Source organism: Flavobacterium frigoris PS1 (assembly GCF_000252125.1).
Taxonomy (GTDB): Bacteria; Bacteroidota; Bacteroidia; order Flavobacteriales; family Flavobacteriaceae; genus Flavobacterium; species Flavobacterium frigoris_A.
On the sequence record NZ_AHKF01000015.1, the window covers coordinates 104,711 to 123,975 of the forward strand.

Consider the following 19,265-nt stretch of genomic DNA (forward strand, 5'->3'; position numbering starts at 1 on the left):
ATATACTTATTTTATTCGTGTTTTTGCATTTCTGTAAGGAAGTCGTCTAAGTCTGCTTTTTTGTCTACCAAAGATAATGCTGTGGCAACAATAAGGTCTACGTTTTCAGTAGTGAATCCAATACCTAAGCTAAGTTTCTTTAGCATTACTTCTTGATTGTCTCCCAATACGTGATCAACATTCACTATTCGTGCCAGATCATATAAACGCTCTAATCGTTGCGCGTATAAGTAAGGAGGGTTGATTGGGTATTTCGAAGGGTTCTCTAAAATTTCGGCATATTCTGCTTGCGAAATTTCCAGTCGAATCGCTAATTTGTCTAAAAATTCTTTTTCTTCCGGGGCAAAAACCCCGTCTGCTAATGCTAATCTTACAATGGAAGAAAAGTGACCTTTATTTCTTTGTTTGAATTCGCTATCAAATAAATCTGAAAATGACATAGTTAATTTTTTATTTATATTGTGCAAATATAATTCAATTTTTAAAATATTAAATTTCTTTTTAATTTTTCTTTGCCAACTGTAATTTTTAATAAAATTTAACTAAGGATTTGAAGGTTCGATTCAGTCATTTTCAAAATTAATCGTAAGTTTACAACCCCTTTATCAATTTAATTATTTAACCTATGTCACAGTTTTGGATTTATTTTCAAATAGGATTAAAGCATGTTTTAGATATTCATTCTTATGATCATGTTCTTTTTTTAATTGCATTAGCCATTCCGTTTTCTTTCAAAGATTGGAAGAGATTAACACTTTTAGTATCGCTCTTCACTATTGGTCATACCATGGCTTTATTGCTTTCTGTTTTTGGTATTATTGCTATCAAAGTAAACGTGGTCGAATTGTTGATTCCAATAACTATTTTGATAACAGCGCTTTATAATCTTTTTACTGCAGGTAAATCAAATAAGAAGGAAGGCTTGAACCTAATATTTTTCGTAACCTTGTTTTTTGGTATAATACATGGATTGGGTTTTTCAAACTATTTCAAATCGATTCTTGGCGGTAATGCCGTGTCTAAATTATTGCCTTTGTCTGAATTCGCATTAGGAATTGAAGCTGCACAAATTGTTGTGGTTTTTATTGTTTTAATTTTGTCGTATATTGTACAAACCGTTTTTAGATTCTCAAAAAGAGATTGGGCATTGGTGTTTTCGGCATTCGTAATAGGAGTGGTATTGCCAATGATAATTGGAAATGAAATTTGGATAAGATAAAAATGGAGACAAAAAAGTTGAATAAATACGATAAAGCGTATCTTAGAATTGCTACGGAATGGGGGTTGTTATCATATTGCAAACGGAAACAAGTGGGCGCAATAATTGTTCGCGACCGAATGATAATTTCGGATGGTTATAATGGAACGCCTTCTGGTTTTGAAAATTGCTGTGAGGATGAAGAGGGATTGACTCGTTGGGATGTTTTACATGCAGAGGCTAATGCAATTCTAAAAGTGGCAAGGTCCACTCAGTCCTGTGAGGGAGCAACTTTATATATAACGCTTTCGCCATGCAAAGAATGCAGTAAATTAATACACCAATCCGGAATTAAAAGAGTGGTGTATCATAATGGATACCGAGACGACTCGGGAATTCAGTTTTTATTAAAAGCGGGGGTGATGGTTGAGCATATCCCAGCATTAGAGGAATAAATGAAAACAAACATTAAATATCTTCCTATACTTCTTGGCGCTACTCTTGCAGTTGGGTTTGCGTTAGGCGGACTTTTGAATTCCTCTAACGAGAATTATTTTTCAGCAACCAGCACTTCAAAAACAAAACTCAATAAACTTATTGATTTTATCGACAATGAATACGTAGACGAAGTCAATACAGATTCTATAGTTGATATAACCGTTGATAATATATTAGGACAACTTGATCCGCATTCTGTTTATGTGCCTCCAAGTGAGCAGGCACAAGTGGCAGAAAACATGAAAGGCGACTTTGTGGGAATAGGAGTTAACTTTTATATGTACAAAGATTCTCTAGCGATTATAAAACCAGTTGAAAATGGCCCTTCGGCAAAAGCGGGAATTAAAGCGGGTGATCGAATTTTATACGCTGGAAAGACAAAGCTATATGGACGTAAATTGTCAAGTGATAGTTTGTTTTCTAGTTTAAAAGGAGAGCAAGGTTCCGTAGTTGAGCTTACAATCTACAGAAAATCAGAACAAAAGAAAATAAAAGTAAAAATTAAAAGGGATGTCATTCCTTTGAAAAGCGTCGATGTCGCGGTGCTTCTCGATCAAAATACAGGTTATATAAAAATCAATCGATTTGCCGAGACGACCTTTGAAGAGTTTAAAATAGGTTTGACTAAATTAAAAAAAGAGGGCGCGAAATCACTAGTTATTGACCTTAGGGATAATGGCGGTGGTTATATGGATGAAGCCATTGAAATTGCTGATGAACTATTAAAAGACAAACAATTAATTGTTTTTACCAAAAGCAAAAAAGGCAATGTTAAGAAAACCTATGCTACTAAAAAAGGGGAGTTTGAGAATGGAAATGTATTTGTATTAATTAATGAAAATAGTGCTTCTGCTAGTGAAATTCTAGCGGGTGCCATTCAGGATAATGATAGGGGAACTATTGTAGGGCGCCGTTCATTTGGTAAAGGCTTAGTGCAACGCGAAATGGATTTTAATGATGGTTCTGCAGTGCGGTTGACGGTTGCGAGATATTATACACCTACTGGGCGATCCATTCAAAAGTCTTATTCTAAGGGGAATGAAGAATATTTTAAAGAGTCAGAATCTCGTTTTGAAAAAGGAGAGCTGTATGAAAAAGACAGTATAAAGGTAGTGGACAGCTTGAAATTTAAAACACCAAAAGGAAAGATTGTATATGGCGGAGGAGGAATTGTCCCGGATATTTTTATACCAATTGAAGTGGAGCACGGTGACGTAAACGTAGTGTATTTAATGCAATCCGGTATAGTGGGTAATTTTGTTTTTGAGCAGTTAGACCAAGACAGAAGTGTTTTTAAAGGGCTTCCATATGTGGATTTTGTTTCCAAAATGAACGCTAGCAATTTGTATTTTAGTCAATTTCAGAAAAAACTATATAAAAACGGATTAGAGATAAATTTGACAAATAGTAAGGCAATTGTAAAACGCTATCTCATGGCTGAGTTTGCCCGACAGTTGTATGGAGAGACAAGCTATTATGAGATTGTCTTAAAGGAAGATGCGATGGTTAAAGCAGTCTTGAAGGGTAAAAAATAAAAGGCGTAAGTAGTTTATGTGTTTTTATTTTTCATTATCCCAATCTGTTCGATATCGAATAAGTTCCTTATCTATCATTTCTTTAGACGTTTTTAATAGATATTCTGGATCTTCAGAATATACTGGTGGGAAATAAGTAATTTTTATTTCGGTGGTGAGTTTTCCAAAACATTTTAAAAAGTGCGGAATAAAGGTGTCATCATTTACGAAAGCATCTGTCTTTACTTTGTAATCGATAGCGACAGGTATTATCGCAGCTTTTATTTGGGTAGCGGTCTTAAATGAGCCGTAATTAAAATTTACTGTTGTAGGTGAAACATGAGTTGTGCCTTCTGGAAAATTAATGACTGAATTGCCATTATTGATGACTTCTTTTATGTTTTCGCATGTTTTTTGTCGGCTGTTCTGACATTCTCTTTCAACAAAGATCACTCCCGATATTTTACAGATATAACCAATGAGTGGCCAAGATTCCACCTCTTTTTTGCCTACTGGGTAAGCATGAATATGGCCTACAATAACTATTGGGTCAAAATAAGAACGATGATTGGCTACAATTAATCCTTGAACTGTTGGTAGTTTACCGTATACAATTGTACGGATTCCTAAAATCAGGTTTGTTGTTTTAATTATAAAATCACGTAATAAAAGTGCATTTTTCTTTGTAGTTTTTTCGCTCCAAAACAGACTTAATATATAAAAGCTTAGGGAAAAAAAGGAGACGTAAATAATAAAAATCAGAAGTCTGGCAAGGCTTAAAATAAATGAAAACATATATTAGATTTATAAAAGGGTAAATCTAACATTATTATTCTAATATGCTAATTTCTATTTATCTAATACTGTCGTGTGCATGAGTTTGAACGCCATTGTTCCATAAAGTAAGGATATCTGTGCCAACTGCTGCTCCGCTTCCGGAAGCAATAGCCAATTGACTTCTCCAGCCTGCAAGGGTACCGGTCACGTAAATCCCTTCGGCTACTTTGTGATCTAGGTTGCGCAATTGAATTCTTTGTTTTGCAGCTAGTGATTTTTGGTGCGGCTCTACATATTCCATCAATCCTTCAATCGAAAATGTATTTGCAGCGCCAATACCAATGACAATTATTTTGGACGTATAGCTATTCTTGTTTGTAGTAACAGTAAATTCAGGGAATTGACCTTCTACTTTCAGGACTTTTTCGTTTAGAATTTGTGTAATGTGTGGATAAGTGTCAGACAGATGCTTCGTGCTTTCTTTTAGTAAGTCAGAACCCAAGGTGCCTGGAGTAATACCGTAGGCATTATTGAAAACAGCTTCTTGTAGCGAAGACGCTTTCTGATGTGTTAAAATTCCAATTTTTTTTTCGGTGACAAACGCTTTGTTTTTTGCGGAGCCCAAAATAAGGGAGCATGAAATGCCAGAAACGCCTCCGCCGATAATTAAAGCATCAAACATAGTTATAGTTTGTCATTCATTTTTTCTTCAATTTTTTTGGACATTCTAAAAATCAACAGAATTAACACTGCGCAGAATGATGCTGCAATTCCAATAAAAGCAACTACGCTATCTCCTTGAAATGGATGTTTGAAGTCTAATAATGTGATATTAAAGATAATAAGCGCCAATGCCAGGAATACTAAGATGTTGGTGAATATTTTCATAAGATTGTTTTTTCTCTGTATTTTAAAAATGAGTTGTGGAAGCGATTTAATTTAAATGCATCTCCAGAAAAATCAGATTGATTTCACAGACTACATTTTGAGGTAAATTTATAAAAAAAAATATTAGACAAACAAACCTTTAACATTAGCTGCGAATAATTTAACAGCAATTGCAAGCAATATAACTCCAAAAACTTTTCGGATGATTCCTAAGCCTGATGATCCAAGCATTTTTTCAATTTTTGAGGATGATTTTAAAACTAGGTAAACTAGTGCTATATTAAGTAAGATAGCAATAATTATGTTGATTGTATGGTATTGCGATTTTAGGGATAGTAAAGTAGTCATTGTTCCTGCACCAGCAATTAAAGGAAAAGCGATTGGAACAATAGAAGCTGTTTCTGATTCTTCTTCTTTGTATAAACGAATGCCTAAAATCATCTCTAGTGCTAAGAAAAAAAGCACAAAAGCACCGGCTACTGCAAAAGAATTCACGTCAATTCCAATTATGTTTAATAATTCTTCTCCAATAAAAAGAAAAAGGATCATTATAATCATGGCCACAACACTGGCTTTTTCAGACTGAATGTGGCCTACTCTACTCCGTAAGTCAACAATAATAGGTATGCTTCCTAAGATGTCAATTACGGCAAAAAGTACCATTCCAACTGTGGCAATCTCTCTAAAATCTATTTCCAACATGAATTTTTTATTTTTTGTTTGCAAAGGTATAAGATTAGATGAGTTTTTGTTATAAACACCCTTTTTTTAAGTATTCTAATTGGAGGTTTTGTCACATTCTTTTTTTTAAACCGACTCAGTTGCATTTTGTATTAGCGTTGTGTTAAAAGCAATATTTAATCAAGACCCTTTGTCTTAGTTTGACTATCTTTGCGCTTTATAATCACAGTACCCATAGCAATGTTTCAATTAGGAAAAACCATCGTTTCAGAAGATATATTAGATAAAGATTTTGTTTGCAATCTGTCAGCCTGTAAGGGTGCGTGTTGTGTTGATGGCGATGCCGGAGCACCACTAAGTGAGGAGGAAACTAAAATTTTGGAAGAAATATATCCTAAGGTAAAACCATTTCTTCGCAAGCAGGGAATAGCTGCAATCGAAGCGCAGGGAGTTTGGGTAAAAGGTACAGATGGAGACCTTGAGACGCCGCTGATTGATGATAAAGATTGTGCCTACGTTATTTTTGACGGTAAGACCGCTCTATGTGGTATTGAGCAAGCTTACAATCAAGGGGTGATCGACTGGAAAAAACCTGTTTCGTGTCATTTATATCCTATCCGAGTAAAAGATTTTACAGAGTTTGCTGCGGTTAATTATGACAAATGGGATATTTGTGATCCAGCCTGTTCTTTAGGTCAGGAGCTAGAAGTTCCCGTGTACAAATTTGTCAAAGAAGCATTAGTCAGAAAATTCGGTGAGGATTGGTATATGGAACTTGAGAAAGTGGCTCAAGACATGAAAAAATAGATTTCGGCTTATAAATATTTTCTTATTCCCAGTTTGTAAAATCCTATATTTCACGGTGCTTTAAGTACTTTAGTAAAATTTAAGGCGCTGTATGTCAGTTTCTTGCGGATGCTATTAAAATCGTTCTGATTTTTGCATTTTGTTAAAAACTATGACCGATTGTGAATAAGTTTGGCTTTTTATAACCACCATTTTTTACAATCTTTGTAATCCACAGAATACATAAAATTTCGTTAAAATTTCAAAAAAAACAACAACAGCAATGTCGCAAATTGAACCAATACTACAAGAAAACAAAAATCGTTTCGTAATTTTTCCTATCAAGCACCATGATATATGGGAGTTTTATAAATCAATGGAGGCTAGTTTTTGGACTGCAGAGGAAATCGATTTGTCTCAGGACTTGAATGACTGGAATAATAAACTGAATGACGACGAAAGGTATTTCGTTAAACACATTTTGGCGTTTTTCGCAGCTTCAGATGGGATTGTAAATGAAAATTTAGCTGAGAATTTCGTAAACGAAGTGCAATATGCTGAAGCGAAATTCTTCTATGGCTTTCAGATCATGATGGAAAACATACATAGTGAGACTTACTCCTTGTTGATTGACACTTATGTGAAAGATGATGCTGAAAAAGATCAATTGTTTAATGCATTAGAAGTTTTTCCAGCGATTAAGAAAAAAGCGGATTGGGCTTTACAGTGGATCGAGTCAGATTCGTTTGCTGAAAGATTGATTGCATTTGCAGCTGTGGAAGGTATTTTCTTCTCGGGAGCATTTTGCTCTATCTACTGGTTGAAAAAACGTGGATTAATGCCGGGACTTACATTCTCAAATGAATTGATTTCTCGTGACGAGGGTGTTCATTGCGATTTTGCAGTGCATTTACACAATCACCACTTGATAAATAAAGTGCCTAAAGAAAGAATCAGAGGTATAATCGTTGATGCTTTAAACATCGAAAGAGAATTTATTACGGAATCACTTCCGGTAAGTTTGATAGGGATGAATGCAGTGTTGATGACACAGTATTTAGAGTTTGTTGCTGATAGATTGTTAGTTGAATTAGGTTGCGATAGAGAATACAATACTACTAATCCTTTTGATTTCATGGATATGATTTCATTGCAAGGGAAAACAAATTTCTTTGAAAAGAAAGTGGCTGAATACCAAAAATCAGGTGTTATGAATACTGATGGTGATGCCCAAAAAATCTCATTTGACGCTGACTTTTAGATTGACGACAAAATAAAACAAATCAATTTGCGCTTTGGGAACTGTTGTTTCCATAAATGCTCAATTTGTAAATTAGCTTAGCCCCGATAGCAGCGAAAATCCTTTTGTTTTTTTTAAAATAAAAGATTGAAGCGAATAGCGGGAATAGCTCCTGATACTGAAGTGAATTCAGAATTAATAAAAGATGCACAGTGTTTGAATATTGAAATTCATTTTTCAATGTTTAAATTTTTCAATAATAAAAAAAAGTAAACTTATGTATGTAGTAAAGAGAGATGGCCATAAGGAGCCTGTAATGTTTGATAAGATTACCGATAGAATCAAAAAGCTGTGTTACGGTTTGAACGAATTAGTTGATCCAGTAAAAGTGGCGATGCGTGTGATTGAAGGTTTGTATGATGGTGTTTCTACCTCTGAACTAGACAATCTTGCTGCCGAAACTGCTGCTTCTATGACTATTGCGCATCCTGATTATGCACAATTAGCTGCTCGTATTGCAATATCAAACTTACATTCAAATACTACCAAATCGTTCTCAGAAACGATGAACGAAATGTATCATTATGTAAATCCAAGAAATGGACAAGATGCGCCATTGCTTTCGGAAGAAGTGCATAAAGTGATTCAGGAAAATGCGGAATTCCTTGATTCCCATATCATATACAACAGGGATTTTAATTACGATTATTTTGGTTTTAAAACATTAGAGCGTTCTTATTTGCTTAAGATAAACGGAAAAATTGTAGAGAGACCACAACATATGTTAATGCGTGTTTCTGTAGGGATTCACTTAGATGATTTAGAGTCGGTTTTAGAAACCTATGACCTAATGTCTAAAAAATTCTTTACGCATGCTACGCCTACCTTATTCAACTCAGGAACGCCAAAACCTCAAATGTCTTCTTGCTTCCTTTTAGCAATGCAAGACGATAGTATTGACGGGATTTACGATACTTTGAAACAAACAGCAAAAATATCGCAATCAGCAGGTGGAGTAGGACTTTCTATTCACAATGTACGTGCAACAGGTTCTTATATTCGTGGAACTAATGGAACTTCAAACGGGATTGTTCCTATGTTGAGAGTCTTTAATGATACGGCTCGTTATGTAGATCAAGGTGGTGGAAAACGTAAAGGAAGTTTTGCTATTTATATCGAAACTTGGCATGCAGATATTTTTGATTTCCTAGACTTGAAAAAGAATACAGGAAAAGAAGAAATGCGTGCTAGAGACTTATTCTTTGCAATGTGGACATCAGATTTATTCATGAAACGCGTACAGGAAGACGGGAATTGGACTTTAATGTGTCCTAACGAATGTCCTGGATTGTATGATGTTTACGGTGAGGAATTTGAAAAAATGTATACTGATTATGAAAAAGCGGGTAAAGGTCGAAAAACTATTAAAGCACATGAGTTGTGGGAGAAAATTCTAGAATCTCAAATTGAGACTGGAACGCCATACATGTTGTATAAGGATGCTGTTAACCGTAAATCAAACCAAAAGAATTTAGGAACGATTCGTTCGTCTAATTTATGTACTGAAATCATGGAGTACACTTCTCCTGATGAGGTTGCGGTTTGTAACTTGGCTTCACTCTCATTACCAATGTTTGTTGATAATGGGAAATTTGATCACGAATCGCTTTATACAGTTACTAAACGAGTAACTAGAAATTTAAATAAAGTTATTGATAGAAATTACTATCCGGTAAAAGAGGCCGAAAACTCAAATATGCGTCACAGACCAATTGGTCTTGGTGTACAAGGATTAGCAGATGCTTTCATCATGTTGCGTTTGCCTTTTACATCTGATGCTGCTAAGAAACTGAATCAAGAAATTTTTGAAACACTATACTTTGCTGCTGTAACTGCTTCTATGGAAATGGCAAAAGAGGAAGGACCGTATTCTTCATTTAAAGGATCGCCAATGTCTCAAGGGGAATTCCAATACAATTTGTGGGGAATGAAAGATGAGGAATTGTCAGGTCGTTGGGATTGGGCTTCTTTACGTAAAGAAGTGATGGAACACGGTGTTCGTAACTCTTTATTAGTTGCGCCTATGCCAACCGCTTCAACATCTCAAATATTGGGTAATAACGAAGCATTTGAGCCTTACACCTCTAATATTTACACACGAAGAGTGCTTTCAGGAGAATTCATCGTTGTAAACAAACATTTACTGCACGATTTAGTAGAGCTTGGGTTGTGGAACGAAACTATGAAACAAGAATTGATGCGTAATAATGGATCAGTTCAGGACTTAGATATTCCGCAAGATTTGAAAGAGTTATATAAAACAGTTTGGGAGATGTCAATGAAAGACATTATCGATATGTCACGTCAACGTGGTTATTTTGTAGATCAATCTCAGTCATTGAACTTGTTTATGCAAAATGCCAACTATTCTAAATTGACTTCGATGCATTTTTATGCTTGGCAATCTGGATTGAAAACAGGAATGTACTACTTGAGAACAAAAGCTGCGGTTGATGCGATTAAGTTTACCTTGAATAACGATAAAAAAGCAGAGCCTATTGTGGTAACGTCTAAGCCAGCTGCTATTGCAGTTGAGGCTATTGAAGCCGTTGAGCCTGTTGCAATAAACGCTGAAGAATACAGAGCAATGCTGGAACTGGCTAAAAATGCTGGCCCAGATGATTGCGAAATGTGTGGTTCTTAATTAGAAAATAGAATAGAGAGTAAAGAATAAAGAGAAACAGCTATCAATTTGATAGCTGTTTTTTTATGCTTGTATTTTGACAATCAGTACTGTTTTTTAAGAGGATTAAAACCTTAAAAACAGCTTCTTTACTCAAGAGCAAATACAATCGATATTTACACTTTATTTTTCTTTTGTTTATTAGGGCAGCTAACTGTTTTAGCTAATTAGTTCTTTAAATGTGACGTAATTATATAAAAACATCCAAAAATTCTATAAAAGTCAATTGTCTCATGCAGAGTATATTTGTAATATCAAATGACACAATTATGGGCGCAATTGAATATAGTAAGAAAATAAGCAATGGAATAATACAATTATTTTATGCTACTTGTACTAATGACTTGATTGTGTATTCAAAACAAGCTAGTAATATAGAGATCTTTATTTTGGCCTTTTTCATAGAATGTAATCGTCACTTTATCGCTGATAGCCTTTTTATGGATGTGTTTAAGAAGTATTTGTAGTATGTTTAAACAATAGTAAAGATCTATTTATAGAAGGCGTTTAAGAATCAATCATATAGAATAAGAACAGCAATCAATTTTGATTGCTGTTTTTTTTGGGGGAGCTTTCTCCCGCTTTCCATTTCAATCGGGGATAGGGAATTAATGTTTGAATTGATTTTAGGCTTGTCAAGTTGATTGGGATTTCAGTTGTTTTAAATGGTAAAAGGAATTGTAGAACTAGTGTAATAATGAAAATTCTTAATAATAATACAAGAATAAATCACTATATTTGAGTAGGTTGAGATTATTTATTAGACTTTTTTAATATTAAAACAGTAAATATGAAAAACAAAGAATTTGCAATTACAGAGAATGTGCTCGCTTCACAAGGACAACGTTTCCTTAATGTAATAATTGACTCCCTCTTTATCTATATCCTTGTTTTAAGTGCAGGGACTACTATTGTTTTAATAGGGGAAGCTACAAATAACTTTGCAGTTTCTGGATGGGTTGAAAATATGAATTTTGTAGAAATTGTTGCTTATGGCTTGCTAATACTGTTTTTGTATTACTTTTTATCCGAAGTTTATTTCTCCAGAACACTAGCGAAATTAGTTACCCGTACTGTTGTTGTTAGAAGTGATGGTTCAAAACCCACGATCAAAATGATTTTTATTAGAACCATAAGTCGGTTTATTGTTTTTGAGTCCTTATCTTATTTAGGAGGGATTTCTAGAGGATGGCACGACAGTCTTTCAGGAACTTATGTGGTCAAGAAAGAAAAATTAGCAAAAAGCAAACATTACTTTCAACATCCAGAAGAATTTGGAAGAGTAGAATAATAGAAAAACCTAGTGTATAAGAGACACTAGGTTTTTTCATTTTCAATTATATTGTTGCGGTATTGGAAACGGCAATTCGCATTTGTTTGGCTGCAGTAACCATCTCGATTAATGCTTTTTTAGTTTCGTCCCAGTGACGTGTTTTTAACCCGCAATCAGGGTTTACCCATAGTTGGTCTACAGGAATTACAGCAGCAGCTTTCTCTAGTAGATCAACCATTTCCTGACTAGAAGGAACACGAGGCGAGTGAATATCATATACTCCAGGGCCAATTTCATTGGGGTATTTAAAGTCGGCAAAAGCGTCTAATAATTCCATTTGCGAACGCGAACATTCTATTGTAATCACATCAGCATCCATGTCAGCGATGTTTTGTATAATATCATTAAACTCACTATAGCACATGTGTGTGTGGATTTGAGTGTCGTCACTCACGCCACTTGCCGAAATTCGAAATGCTTTTATAGCCCAGTCTAAGTATGTTGCCCATTCTTCCTTACGCAATGGCAGTCCTTCTCTGATGGCCGGCTCGTCAATTTGAATGATTTTAATTCCTGCTTTTTCAAGATCTACTACTTCGTCACGAATCGCTAGTGCAATTTGTGTACAGGTTTCTGACCTTGGTTGATCGTTACGTACAAATGACCATTGTAATATTGTCACAGGACCTGTAAGCATTCCTTTGACCCATTTTGGAGTTAGCGATTGTGCAAACTCGGCCCATTTTACAGTCATTGGTTTTGGTCGAGAAACATCGCCATAAATTACAGGTGGTTTCACACAACGGCTTCCATAGCTTTGAACCCAACCATTTTTGGTAAAGGCAAATCCATCCAATTGTTCACCAAAGTATTCTACCATATCATTACGTTCAAATTCCCCATGAACTAAAACATCAATGCCTGATTCTTCCTGAAAACGAATCGTTTCTTCAGTTTCTTTTTTAATGAGGGTATCGTAATCGGATTGCGATAATTCTCCTTTTTTAAATTTTGCTCTCCAGCTACGTACTTCGGCAGTTTGTGGGAATGAACCAATGGTTGTAGTCGGGAATAAGGGCAATTTTAGCGCGTCAATTTGCAGTTTTCTTCTTACGGAGAAAGAGTTTTCTCTTCTGGAATCTTCATCTACAATACTCGCTACTCTATTTTTTACTTCAGCATTGTGAATAATTGTCGCTTTTTTTCTATTGCTATTTGCAATTGTATTTTCTTCAAAATGAGCTTGGTCGCTCTCGGTGATTTCGTTCGAAGCTAAATTGCGAAGTACAACTACTTCTTCTATTTTTTGTTTGGCGAAAGCCAGCCATTGCTTAATTTCAGGAGTTAGTGTTTCTTCGTTAGTTTCTAATTCCAAGTCGCAAGGCGAATGAATTAAGGAGCAAGATGGAGCAATAAAAACACGATCACTACCTAAGACATCGGTTGCTTTCTGGATTAATGCCAATGACTTTTTGAAATCATTTTTCCAAATGTTTCTTCCGTCAATTACTCCAAGTGAAAGCGAAGTGTTTTTTGAAAGCAAATTAGACTCTAAAATATCATCTAATTGTAACGAACAACGTACTAAATCTAAATGAAAAGTATGAACTGGAAGAGATAAGGCTGTTGCCAAATTTTCTCCAAAACAATCAAAATAGTTAGCAAGAATGATTTTGATATTCGGGAATTTTTCATTGATTTTCGTGTAAGTATACACTAATGCCGCTCTTTCAATATCAGTTAGATTTAAGGCTAGAAAAGGTTCGTCAAACTGAACGTATTCTACTTTTTCATCCTGTAGCTTCTGTAAAATATTAAAATAAACAGGAAGCAGTTTGTTGATTAGCTCAATTCTATGAAAGCCTTCTTGCTTCTCTTTTCCTAAAAGCAAATAAGAAACGGGTCCTATGATTACTGGTTTTGTTTGGAATCCAGCTGCTTTTGCTTCTTTGTATTCATCAATTATTTTTTCTGAAAACAAGCTAAATCCTTGATCTTTTGTAAATTCAGGTACAATATAATGGTAGTTAGTGTCAAACCATTTGGTCATTTCCATGGCTACAACATCTTGACCTTCTTTTTGTGCGCCTCTTGCCATTGCAAAATACAAGTCGAGAACTGAATTCTCTTTGGCGAAAGCCGAATACTGCTCCGGAATAACTCCAAGTGTTAAAGATAAATCAAGTACCTGGTCGTAAAAAGAGAAGTCATTTGACGGAATTAAATCAATTCCACCATTGTATTGAAGCGCCCAGTTTTCTTTTCGAATGTTTTTTCCAGTTGCTAAAAGTTGTTCGGCTGTAATTTTACCAGACCAATATAGCTCGCTGGCTTTCTTTAATTCTCTATTGCTGCCTATTCGTGGATAACCTAAATTGTTTGTTTTCATTTTTAGTGTTTTTTTCTAGGCAAAGGTATAGTCTTAGTATTAATTACTTATTTTTGCATTATACTTAAGTAATAATACTTGTGTTGTTTAAATCGTGCAGTAATTTGTTTTGTGCGATAGTAAAAAAGATAACTTTAACAGTAAAATTCACTATGGAAAATTTAGATTCAACCGACTTACAGATTCTGAGACATCTTCAAGAAGACTCAGATATCAATATAAAAGACCTAGCGAGTAAGTTGTTTTTAACAGCAACTCCGATTTATGAACGTATAAAAAGACTGGAAAGAGAAGGCTACATAATGAAATATGTAGCTTTATTAGACAAGAAAAAGATGAATCTGGGAATGATTGTTTTTTGCAATGTGCGGTTAAAAGAGCATGCCAGAAATGTAGGAAGCAATTTTGTTAGAGATATTGTGGCACTTCCTGAAATTATAGAATCGTATAATATTGCGGGTGACTATGATTTTATGCTGAAAATATTGGTTAAAGATATGGAGAGCTATCAGGATTTTGTAATGAATAAATTATCTACGATTGAAAACATTGGTAACACCCAAACTATTTTTGTGATGGGCGAAATTAAGCATAGTACGGCACTGAATTTTTAGATTTAACTTATTTGAGACATAAAAAAAGGAAACAATATATGTTTCCTTTTTTAGCTAGGAGTGTTTTTATAAAACTTATAAATCAGTAAACGGATCTTGACCGTTATTGATTTCTTCAATTGATTGTGCTGTTTTAACGTTCTCTAGTTTTAAATCCAATAGACCTTTATGACTTGTAGCGATTTTTAGATTATTTGGAAACGTTTTCCAATCTTCCCAACTCGTTTCTAATCCGCCAATAGGAATAATACTAACCCACATTCTCCAAGCTTTTGGCATATAATTTTCATCGACTAACCATACATAAGAATCTCCAGGCGTACTTCCTCCAGACGCATAAGTAACAATAAGTGCTTCTTGATTGTCTTGCATCACGATACTCCTTGTAGTACCTGCATCGCGTAATTTGAATGGAGCAATAAGCCAAAATGAATCATTGTTAAAGTAATCATTTGCTTTTTTTATGGCATCCGTTTTTTGGGAGTTGTTTAGTTTTTTGTCGTTTTCGTAAGCCACACCTTCTAGGGTTTTATTATTGTAAAGGACTTTTTTATCATCCCATTTCACTTGGACTAAATTGCGTTTTTTGTCCCAGAGATAATGATGGTTTCCTCTAAATGTAAAAGAAACAACGGTAGTAGTATCCCATGCTTTTTGATTGATTGCTGTTTGGATTTTATCAGTAAGTGCTTCGGCTTTAGTTCCCTCTTGTCCAACGGGCAAAGGCTTGCTTGTGAAATACAAGAATGCTGCGATGGAGATAATTAGGATAAGAATAATAGAGCCTGCTATTTTGAAGATTTTTTTCATTTTTTATAATTGGTTTATTTTAAAATGCTTCTCAAATGTAGCAAAATAAGACCATTTGTGCAGGACGTTTCTGAAGTTGTTATTAAACCAAAACTTTTTCTGTAAGTTCTACTGCGTTTTCTATATCCCAATCGCCTTCAATCATGCGGTGAACGTAGCATGCATCGGCTTGTTTAAGTAATTCGGTTTTTTGTTCTGCAGTTAGGTCGCCTTTAATTTTAATTTTGGCAGTAACATGAGAGCTAAGTTTTCCGTCTTCACCACGTTTTACGTTTAGTTCAAATTCTCCATCAACTTCACCAATTTCCCATTTATTTTTTCGGGCAATGTAGCGTACTGTGGCCACCTTACACAGGGCAATACTAGACAAGATTAAATCCTCTGGCGAAAAACCTAAATCGGTTCCTGTGCTTGAAGTGGGTTCATCACCTACAATGGCATGTCTACCATTTGTAATTAAGGATTGGTATCCCGTAGTTAGGTTTTTTATGTTTATTTTCTTTCCCATGATATTAACTTTTTAAAATGCTTGTTAAATGACTCGTCATTACTGATTTACTTTGTATTCCGTTTTGAGTACCTACAACTTCTCCGTTTTTAAAATAGAGCAGGGCAGGAATGCTTCTTACTTTAAATTGGGCGGCTAGCTCTTGATTTTTATCTACATTAATTTTTGAAATCACTGCTTTACCATCAAAGTTTGCCGCTAATTCTTCAAGTGCAGGATGCAAAGCCTTACAAGGACCACACCAGTCAGCAAAGAAATCTACTAGCACTACGTTGTTTGTATTTATGGTTTCGTCAAAATTGTATTTGTCTAAATATTGTATCATTTTATTTTGAATTAATAATTATATGAATAAGTTGTTTTCGTCACAGTAGTAATCAGTGATTGCCAGATTTTGGCAAAAACTGTCTTGTGTTACTGCAATTATTTGTGTTGTTTCATTTGGAGTATTAAGACCTAAAATATTTTTAAAGCCTCCGATAATTGTATGTATTGTTTTCATGATTCCCGTTGTTTCAGTTTGATGGTACAAAGGTGCGAAGAAAGCTAAGCTTGAAGTTAGGTCGCATTTCCCGTAGAGTTGTTCATTCTTCCCTTAACGCCTTTTTTAGGGGTTTAGGGGGCAGATATTTTGTTGGTTGTAGGAACATTTGTCTCGCTTTTCGTTTCAATCTTTTTATTTTTAAAGGAAAAAGAAAAAGGATTTCCACTGCAATCGGGGTTAAGAGATTATGTTTAGTGGTTAAAAAATTGAATTGAGTGGACTGATGAAGAAAGAATAGAGAGAAAAAAGTAAAGGGGAAGAGTAGATAAAGGTTAATTTTCTTTCTTATATTTAATTTCAAATTATGTCACGCAACCATTTCCTATTAATCGAGTCTTAGAATAGAACCAAATAATCAAAAAATGAAAAACACTTATTTAATCTTAATTGGCACTTTAATTTTTACGTCTTGTTCAAATAGTAATGATGTTAATCAATCTTTTAATGTAGAAGGTACTTTTGAATATAAGATTCTTAATTGTGATAATACCGGACAGCCCGAAAAGAATTGTACCGAAATAATCACATTTATAGATGATTCAACTGTTGATGTATTAATAGGAGGAGGAGACATAACGGAGAGAACGAACTATTCGATATCTAAAAATAAAATTGGTATTGATGGCTTACAAACTGATATTTCTTTTAATATTAAAAATGATTCTACACTTATTCGTATTCAAAATGGTGAAATCTGGAAAAAAGCAAATACTAATTAAATCCGCAATAGCTCTTGAAAACACTAGGAGTTATTCCGCTTTTTTAAAATCAGATGGGGAAACACCTTCAATTTTCTTAAAAAACCGACTGAAAGACTGAATGTCTTCATAACCTATTTCGTAAGCGATTTCTTTGATGCTCTTGTCAGAATAGCGCAAAAGGCGGCGCGCTTCAAGAATGGTGCGGTTTTGAATAACCTGCAAAGGTGATTTTTCATTGTATTTCTTGAATAAATTCGATAGTGTCTTCGGACTTTTATTCAGCATTTCGGCGTAATCCGCCACCTGGTGCTTGGTTTTAAAATTGCTTTCGACCAAATAATTGTATTCTCGCACAATATCCAATTGCTTCTTGTCAAATGTGGTCAGCTCTGTTTGTTCTTTGTACACGCGGGTGCATAAAATAAGCAAACGTTTGAGCATCATTTGTAGCATGTCGTTTTGTAAATCATCTTTGGAAACCATTTCGATAGCAAACATTTTCCATAGAATTTCAAACTTCTCTAGTTCTTCCGCAGGAATAGAAATCTTAGGTAATTGAGATGCTCCAAAAAACAAAATTCCCTTGCAACCTACCTCGCTGTCGTGATCTGCAATGCAGTAAAATGCCCTGTTGAACCGAATCAAACGCGCTTTGTTCAGTTTTAAAACTTCAACTTTATGATACTCGGTTAAAAATAAAACCGAATTTGCCGGAAACAAATGCGCAGTTCCGTCAACATTAATTTTTAATTCATCTAAGGACCAAATAACACTCAAGCCGTCGGTAATTTTTTCTTTAAGCAAATCATAATTGCTAGCGTCAATTTCGGCTAATCGGATGAATTCATTAAGTTGGCCTGTGTAAAGCATAGTTGTCTTTTGGTTAAAACCTACATTATAATTTTAAAATGGCTTCGACAGTGTTTTCGGCAGCAATTACGGCGCCTTCCATATAACCAGGATATTGATTGGCAGTTTCTGTTCCTGCAAAAAACAAGTGATTGTCGCAGTATGATTCCCTGAATAAAGGATGTCCATTATTTTGATGCGGGTACATAAACCCAATTTGCCCAGCACTTTTAGTTTGAATTTCTCTTGCCCAAACCGTCTCATGATATGACGTAAAATTTAGCGCTTCCTGACCAAAAACTTTAACTAATTGTATTTTTAATTTTTCTAAGCGCTCTGTTTTAGAATACATCTCCATTCCGGAACTGATAAAACCACAAAGTGCAAATTTATCTAATTCGGAATTTGATTGATCATAAAACTCGGTTATAGGCCCCACATTGCTAAAAAATGTGCCCGAAAAATTCTTGTTACGCCAGAAAGGCTCAGCATATACAAAAGCCACTTTAATAGAATCTTGCATCCAAGTATGGGTTTTCTCAGTAATATCACTCAGTTTTTGTGGTAGTGCAGGGGTGACAATAATATCATTTGCAAACAAGGCTAGCGGCAAGGTCGAAATCACATAATCAGCTGCAAAAGATTGATTTTGAGTCGTGATTTTAACTTTGCTATTTTCAAAATTGAGTTGACTAACTATTTCGTTTAAGTGTATTGGAACAGTAGCTAATTTGCTTTTTAGGGTTTCGATAAGTTGGCTTGTGCCACCCGAAACTCTGTAGCTTGGACTATTTTTCGGAATCTGGATTTCTTGTACTGCAGCAGCTGAAAACGGTTCGAAATACGAAGTGCCTTCCATGAATTGTTCGAAATAATTCAAATCCAGTTCGCTTAACAGCTTTTTGAAATTAACATGAATGTCGTTAAACCATGTAGCACCCATTTCGACTTGAGCGGTATCAGAATGTAATGTGTGAATTCGTCCACCAACCCGATCTCTAGCTTCGATAATTTCAATATTAAAACCTTTATTTTGCAAGCGGTAGGCGATTAATAATCCGCTTAATCCTGCACCAAGAATTATAATTTTTTTATTCATTTTTTTTTAATAATAATAGCTTGTAAAAATACAATCTGTTTGTTTAATACTGACTTTTGGAGTATCAATTTATCAAATAGTCCTATTGTAGTTTTTAATAATAAACAAAGCTCAGGTTAGATTTTAATAATAGGTTTAAGTTAAAGTGGTTTT

21 protein-coding genes are annotated in these 19,265 nt (G+C 34.7%); 9 read left to right on the forward strand and 12 right to left on the reverse strand.

Annotated features, from left to right (window positions below; translation table 11 throughout):
* Window positions 1-11: 11 nt before the first annotated feature.
* Window positions 12-440 carry a hypothetical protein gene (locus HJ01_RS05780; protein ID WP_007137387.1) on the reverse strand — a complete coding sequence of 143 codons (429 nt, stop codon included), beginning with the start codon at window positions 438-440 and terminating at the stop codon, window positions 12-14.
* A gap of 185 nt (window positions 441-625) precedes the next feature.
* Between HJ01_RS05780 and HJ01_RS05785 the strand changes: the two genes are divergently transcribed.
* Genes HJ01_RS05785 through HJ01_RS05795 form a run of 3 tightly spaced genes read left to right on the forward strand, consistent with a single transcriptional unit; the run spans window position 626 to window position 3,231 of the window.
* The gene (locus tag HJ01_RS05785; protein ID WP_007137388.1) at window positions 626-1,219 is read left to right on the forward strand and encodes a HupE/UreJ family protein; all 594 of its coding nucleotides are present in this window, start codon (window positions 626-628) and stop codon (window positions 1,217-1,219) included.
* 2 nt (window positions 1,220-1,221) lie between these two features.
* Window positions 1,222-1,653, forward strand: coding sequence for a deoxycytidylate deaminase (locus tag HJ01_RS05790; protein WP_007137389.1), 432 nt, complete (start codon window positions 1,222-1,224; stop codon window positions 1,651-1,653).
* Window positions 1,654-3,231, forward strand: a complete 1,578-nt coding sequence (locus tag HJ01_RS05795; RefSeq protein WP_007137390.1) for a S41 family peptidase — start codon at window positions 1,654-1,656, stop codon at window positions 3,229-3,231.
* A 24-nt stretch (window positions 3,232-3,255) separates the two neighbouring features.
* Here HJ01_RS05795 and HJ01_RS05800 read toward each other — a convergent pair whose 3' ends face one another.
* The 4 genes from HJ01_RS05800 to HJ01_RS05815 form a co-directional block, all read right to left on the reverse strand.
* Window positions 3,256-4,005 carry a lysophospholipid acyltransferase family protein gene (locus HJ01_RS05800; protein WP_007137391.1) on the reverse strand — a complete coding sequence of 250 codons (750 nt, stop codon included), beginning with the start codon at window positions 4,003-4,005 and terminating at the stop codon, window positions 3,256-3,258.
* A 58-nt stretch (window positions 4,006-4,063) separates the two neighbouring features.
* Window positions 4,064-4,669: an FAD-dependent oxidoreductase gene (locus tag HJ01_RS05805; RefSeq protein ID WP_007137392.1), complete on the reverse strand. Its 606-nt coding sequence runs from the start codon at window positions 4,667-4,669 to the stop codon at window positions 4,064-4,066.
* 2 nt (window positions 4,670-4,671) lie between these two features.
* Window positions 4,672-4,875 carry a hypothetical protein gene (locus tag HJ01_RS05810; RefSeq protein ID WP_007137393.1) on the reverse strand — a complete coding sequence of 68 codons (204 nt, stop codon included), beginning with the start codon at window positions 4,873-4,875 and terminating at the stop codon, window positions 4,672-4,674.
* Window positions 4,876-4,998: 123 nt separating this feature from the next.
* Window positions 4,999-5,577 carry a MarC family protein gene (locus HJ01_RS05815; protein ID WP_007137394.1) on the reverse strand — a complete coding sequence of 193 codons (579 nt, stop codon included), beginning with the start codon at window positions 5,575-5,577 and terminating at the stop codon, window positions 4,999-5,001.
* Window positions 5,578-5,796: 219 nt separating this feature from the next.
* On the opposite strand from HJ01_RS05815, the gene HJ01_RS05820 reads away from it, so the two are divergent.
* The 4 genes from HJ01_RS05820 (at window position 5,797) to HJ01_RS05840 (ending at window position 11,616) form a co-directional block, all read left to right on the forward strand.
* Window positions 5,797-6,363: a DUF3109 family protein gene (locus tag HJ01_RS05820; RefSeq protein WP_007137395.1), complete on the forward strand. Its 567-nt coding sequence runs from the start codon at window positions 5,797-5,799 to the stop codon at window positions 6,361-6,363.
* Window positions 6,364-6,625: 262 nt separating this feature from the next.
* A complete protein-coding gene (locus HJ01_RS05825; protein ID WP_007137396.1) occupies window positions 6,626-7,603 on the forward strand; it encodes a ribonucleotide-diphosphate reductase subunit beta in 978 nt (325 codons plus the stop codon).
* Window positions 7,604-7,859: 256 nt separating this feature from the next.
* The gene (locus HJ01_RS05830) at window positions 7,860-10,286 is read left to right on the forward strand and encodes a ribonucleoside-diphosphate reductase subunit alpha (RefSeq protein ID WP_007137398.1); all 2,427 of its coding nucleotides are present in this window, start codon (window positions 7,860-7,862) and stop codon (window positions 10,284-10,286) included.
* Between the two features lie 829 nt (window positions 10,287-11,115).
* Window positions 11,116-11,616, forward strand: a complete 501-nt coding sequence (locus HJ01_RS05840) for an RDD family protein (RefSeq protein ID WP_007137400.1) — start codon at window positions 11,116-11,118, stop codon at window positions 11,614-11,616.
* 46 nt (window positions 11,617-11,662) lie between these two features.
* On the opposite strand, the gene metE is transcribed toward HJ01_RS05840, so the two are convergent.
* The gene (gene metE, locus HJ01_RS05845) at window positions 11,663-13,987 is read right to left on the reverse strand and encodes a 5-methyltetrahydropteroyltriglutamate--homocysteine S-methyltransferase (RefSeq protein WP_007137401.1); all 2,325 of its coding nucleotides are present in this window, start codon (window positions 13,985-13,987) and stop codon (window positions 11,663-11,665) included.
* 152 nt (window positions 13,988-14,139) lie between these two features.
* Here metE and HJ01_RS05850 point away from each other — a divergent pair, with 152 nt between their 5' ends.
* Window positions 14,140-14,601, forward strand: coding sequence for an Lrp/AsnC family transcriptional regulator (locus HJ01_RS05850; protein WP_007137402.1), 462 nt, complete (start codon window positions 14,140-14,142; stop codon window positions 14,599-14,601).
* Between the two features lie 75 nt (window positions 14,602-14,676).
* Here the strand turns inward: HJ01_RS05850 and HJ01_RS05855 are convergent, their stop codons facing one another.
* From HJ01_RS05855 to HJ01_RS17730, 4 genes are all read right to left on the reverse strand, one after another.
* The gene (locus HJ01_RS05855; protein ID WP_007137403.1) at window positions 14,677-15,411 is read right to left on the reverse strand and encodes a hypothetical protein; all 735 of its coding nucleotides are present in this window, start codon (window positions 15,409-15,411) and stop codon (window positions 14,677-14,679) included.
* Window positions 15,412-15,493: 82 nt separating this feature from the next.
* On the reverse strand, window positions 15,494-15,919 hold the full coding sequence (locus tag HJ01_RS05860; RefSeq protein WP_007137404.1) for an OsmC family protein: 426 nt from the start codon (window positions 15,917-15,919) through the stop codon (window positions 15,494-15,496).
* Window positions 15,920-15,923: 4 nt separating this feature from the next.
* Window positions 15,924-16,244 carry a thioredoxin gene (gene trxA, locus HJ01_RS05865; RefSeq protein WP_007137405.1) on the reverse strand — a complete coding sequence of 107 codons (321 nt, stop codon included), beginning with the start codon at window positions 16,242-16,244 and terminating at the stop codon, window positions 15,924-15,926.
* 18 nt (window positions 16,245-16,262) lie between these two features.
* The gene (locus HJ01_RS17730; RefSeq protein ID WP_007137406.1) at window positions 16,263-16,421 is read right to left on the reverse strand and encodes a hypothetical protein; all 159 of its coding nucleotides are present in this window, start codon (window positions 16,419-16,421) and stop codon (window positions 16,263-16,265) included.
* A 404-nt stretch (window positions 16,422-16,825) separates the two neighbouring features.
* On the opposite strand from HJ01_RS17730, the gene HJ01_RS05870 reads away from it, so the two are divergent.
* A complete protein-coding gene (locus HJ01_RS05870; RefSeq protein WP_007137407.1) occupies window positions 16,826-17,182 on the forward strand; it encodes a hypothetical protein in 357 nt (118 codons plus the stop codon).
* A 30-nt stretch (window positions 17,183-17,212) separates the two neighbouring features.
* Here HJ01_RS05870 and HJ01_RS05875 read toward each other — a convergent pair whose 3' ends face one another.
* Both HJ01_RS05875 and HJ01_RS05880 read right to left on the reverse strand, forming a co-directional pair.
* Window positions 17,213-18,034, reverse strand: coding sequence for a helix-turn-helix domain-containing protein (locus HJ01_RS05875; protein WP_007137408.1), 822 nt, complete (start codon window positions 18,032-18,034; stop codon window positions 17,213-17,215).
* Window positions 18,035-18,059: 25 nt separating this feature from the next.
* Window positions 18,060-19,112, reverse strand: a complete 1,053-nt coding sequence (locus HJ01_RS05880) for a flavin monoamine oxidase family protein (RefSeq protein ID WP_007137409.1) — start codon at window positions 19,110-19,112, stop codon at window positions 18,060-18,062.
* Window positions 19,113-19,265: the final 153 nt, after the last annotated feature.

Coding starts and splice junctions, on each gene's coding strand:
- HJ01_RS05780 (WP_007137387.1), bottom strand. CDS start 440: ATGTCATTTTCAGATTTATTTGATAGCGAATTCAAACAAAGAAATAAA.
- HJ01_RS05785 (WP_007137388.1), top strand. CDS start 626: ATGTCACAGTTTTGGATTTATTTTCAAATAGGATTAAAGCATGTTTTA.
- HJ01_RS05790 (WP_007137389.1), top strand. CDS start 1,222: ATGGAGACAAAAAAGTTGAATAAATACGATAAAGCGTATCTTAGAATT.
- HJ01_RS05795 (WP_007137390.1), top strand. CDS start 1,654: ATGAAAACAAACATTAAATATCTTCCTATACTTCTTGGCGCTACTCTT.
- HJ01_RS05800 (WP_007137391.1), bottom strand. CDS start 4,005: ATGTTTTCATTTATTTTAAGCCTTGCCAGACTTCTGATTTTTATTATT.
- HJ01_RS05805 (WP_007137392.1), bottom strand. CDS start 4,669: ATGTTTGATGCTTTAATTATCGGCGGAGGCGTTTCTGGCATTTCATGC.
- HJ01_RS05810 (WP_007137393.1), bottom strand. CDS start 4,875: ATGAAAATATTCACCAACATCTTAGTATTCCTGGCATTGGCGCTTATT.
- HJ01_RS05815 (WP_007137394.1), bottom strand. CDS start 5,577: ATGTTGGAAATAGATTTTAGAGAGATTGCCACAGTTGGAATGGTACTT.
- HJ01_RS05820 (WP_007137395.1), top strand. CDS start 5,797: ATGTTTCAATTAGGAAAAACCATCGTTTCAGAAGATATATTAGATAAA.
- HJ01_RS05825 (WP_007137396.1), top strand. CDS start 6,626: ATGTCGCAAATTGAACCAATACTACAAGAAAACAAAAATCGTTTCGTA.
- HJ01_RS05830 (WP_007137398.1), top strand. CDS start 7,860: ATGTATGTAGTAAAGAGAGATGGCCATAAGGAGCCTGTAATGTTTGAT.
- HJ01_RS05840 (WP_007137400.1), top strand. CDS start 11,116: ATGAAAAACAAAGAATTTGCAATTACAGAGAATGTGCTCGCTTCACAA.
- metE (WP_007137401.1), bottom strand. CDS start 13,987: ATGAAAACAAACAATTTAGGTTATCCACGAATAGGCAGCAATAGAGAA.
- HJ01_RS05850 (WP_007137402.1), top strand. CDS start 14,140: ATGGAAAATTTAGATTCAACCGACTTACAGATTCTGAGACATCTTCAA.
- HJ01_RS05855 (WP_007137403.1), bottom strand. CDS start 15,411: ATGAAAAAAATCTTCAAAATAGCAGGCTCTATTATTCTTATCCTAATT.
- HJ01_RS05860 (WP_007137404.1), bottom strand. CDS start 15,919: ATGGGAAAGAAAATAAACATAAAAAACCTAACTACGGGATACCAATCC.
- trxA (WP_007137405.1), bottom strand. CDS start 16,244: ATGATACAATATTTAGACAAATACAATTTTGACGAAACCATAAATACA.
- HJ01_RS17730 (WP_007137406.1), bottom strand. CDS start 16,421: ATGAAAACAATACATACAATTATCGGAGGCTTTAAAAATATTTTAGGT.
- HJ01_RS05870 (WP_007137407.1), top strand. CDS start 16,826: ATGAAAAACACTTATTTAATCTTAATTGGCACTTTAATTTTTACGTCT.
- HJ01_RS05875 (WP_007137408.1), bottom strand. CDS start 18,034: ATGCTTTACACAGGCCAACTTAATGAATTCATCCGATTAGCCGAAATT.
- HJ01_RS05880 (WP_007137409.1), bottom strand. CDS start 19,112: ATGAATAAAAAAATTATAATTCTTGGTGCAGGATTAAGCGGATTATTA.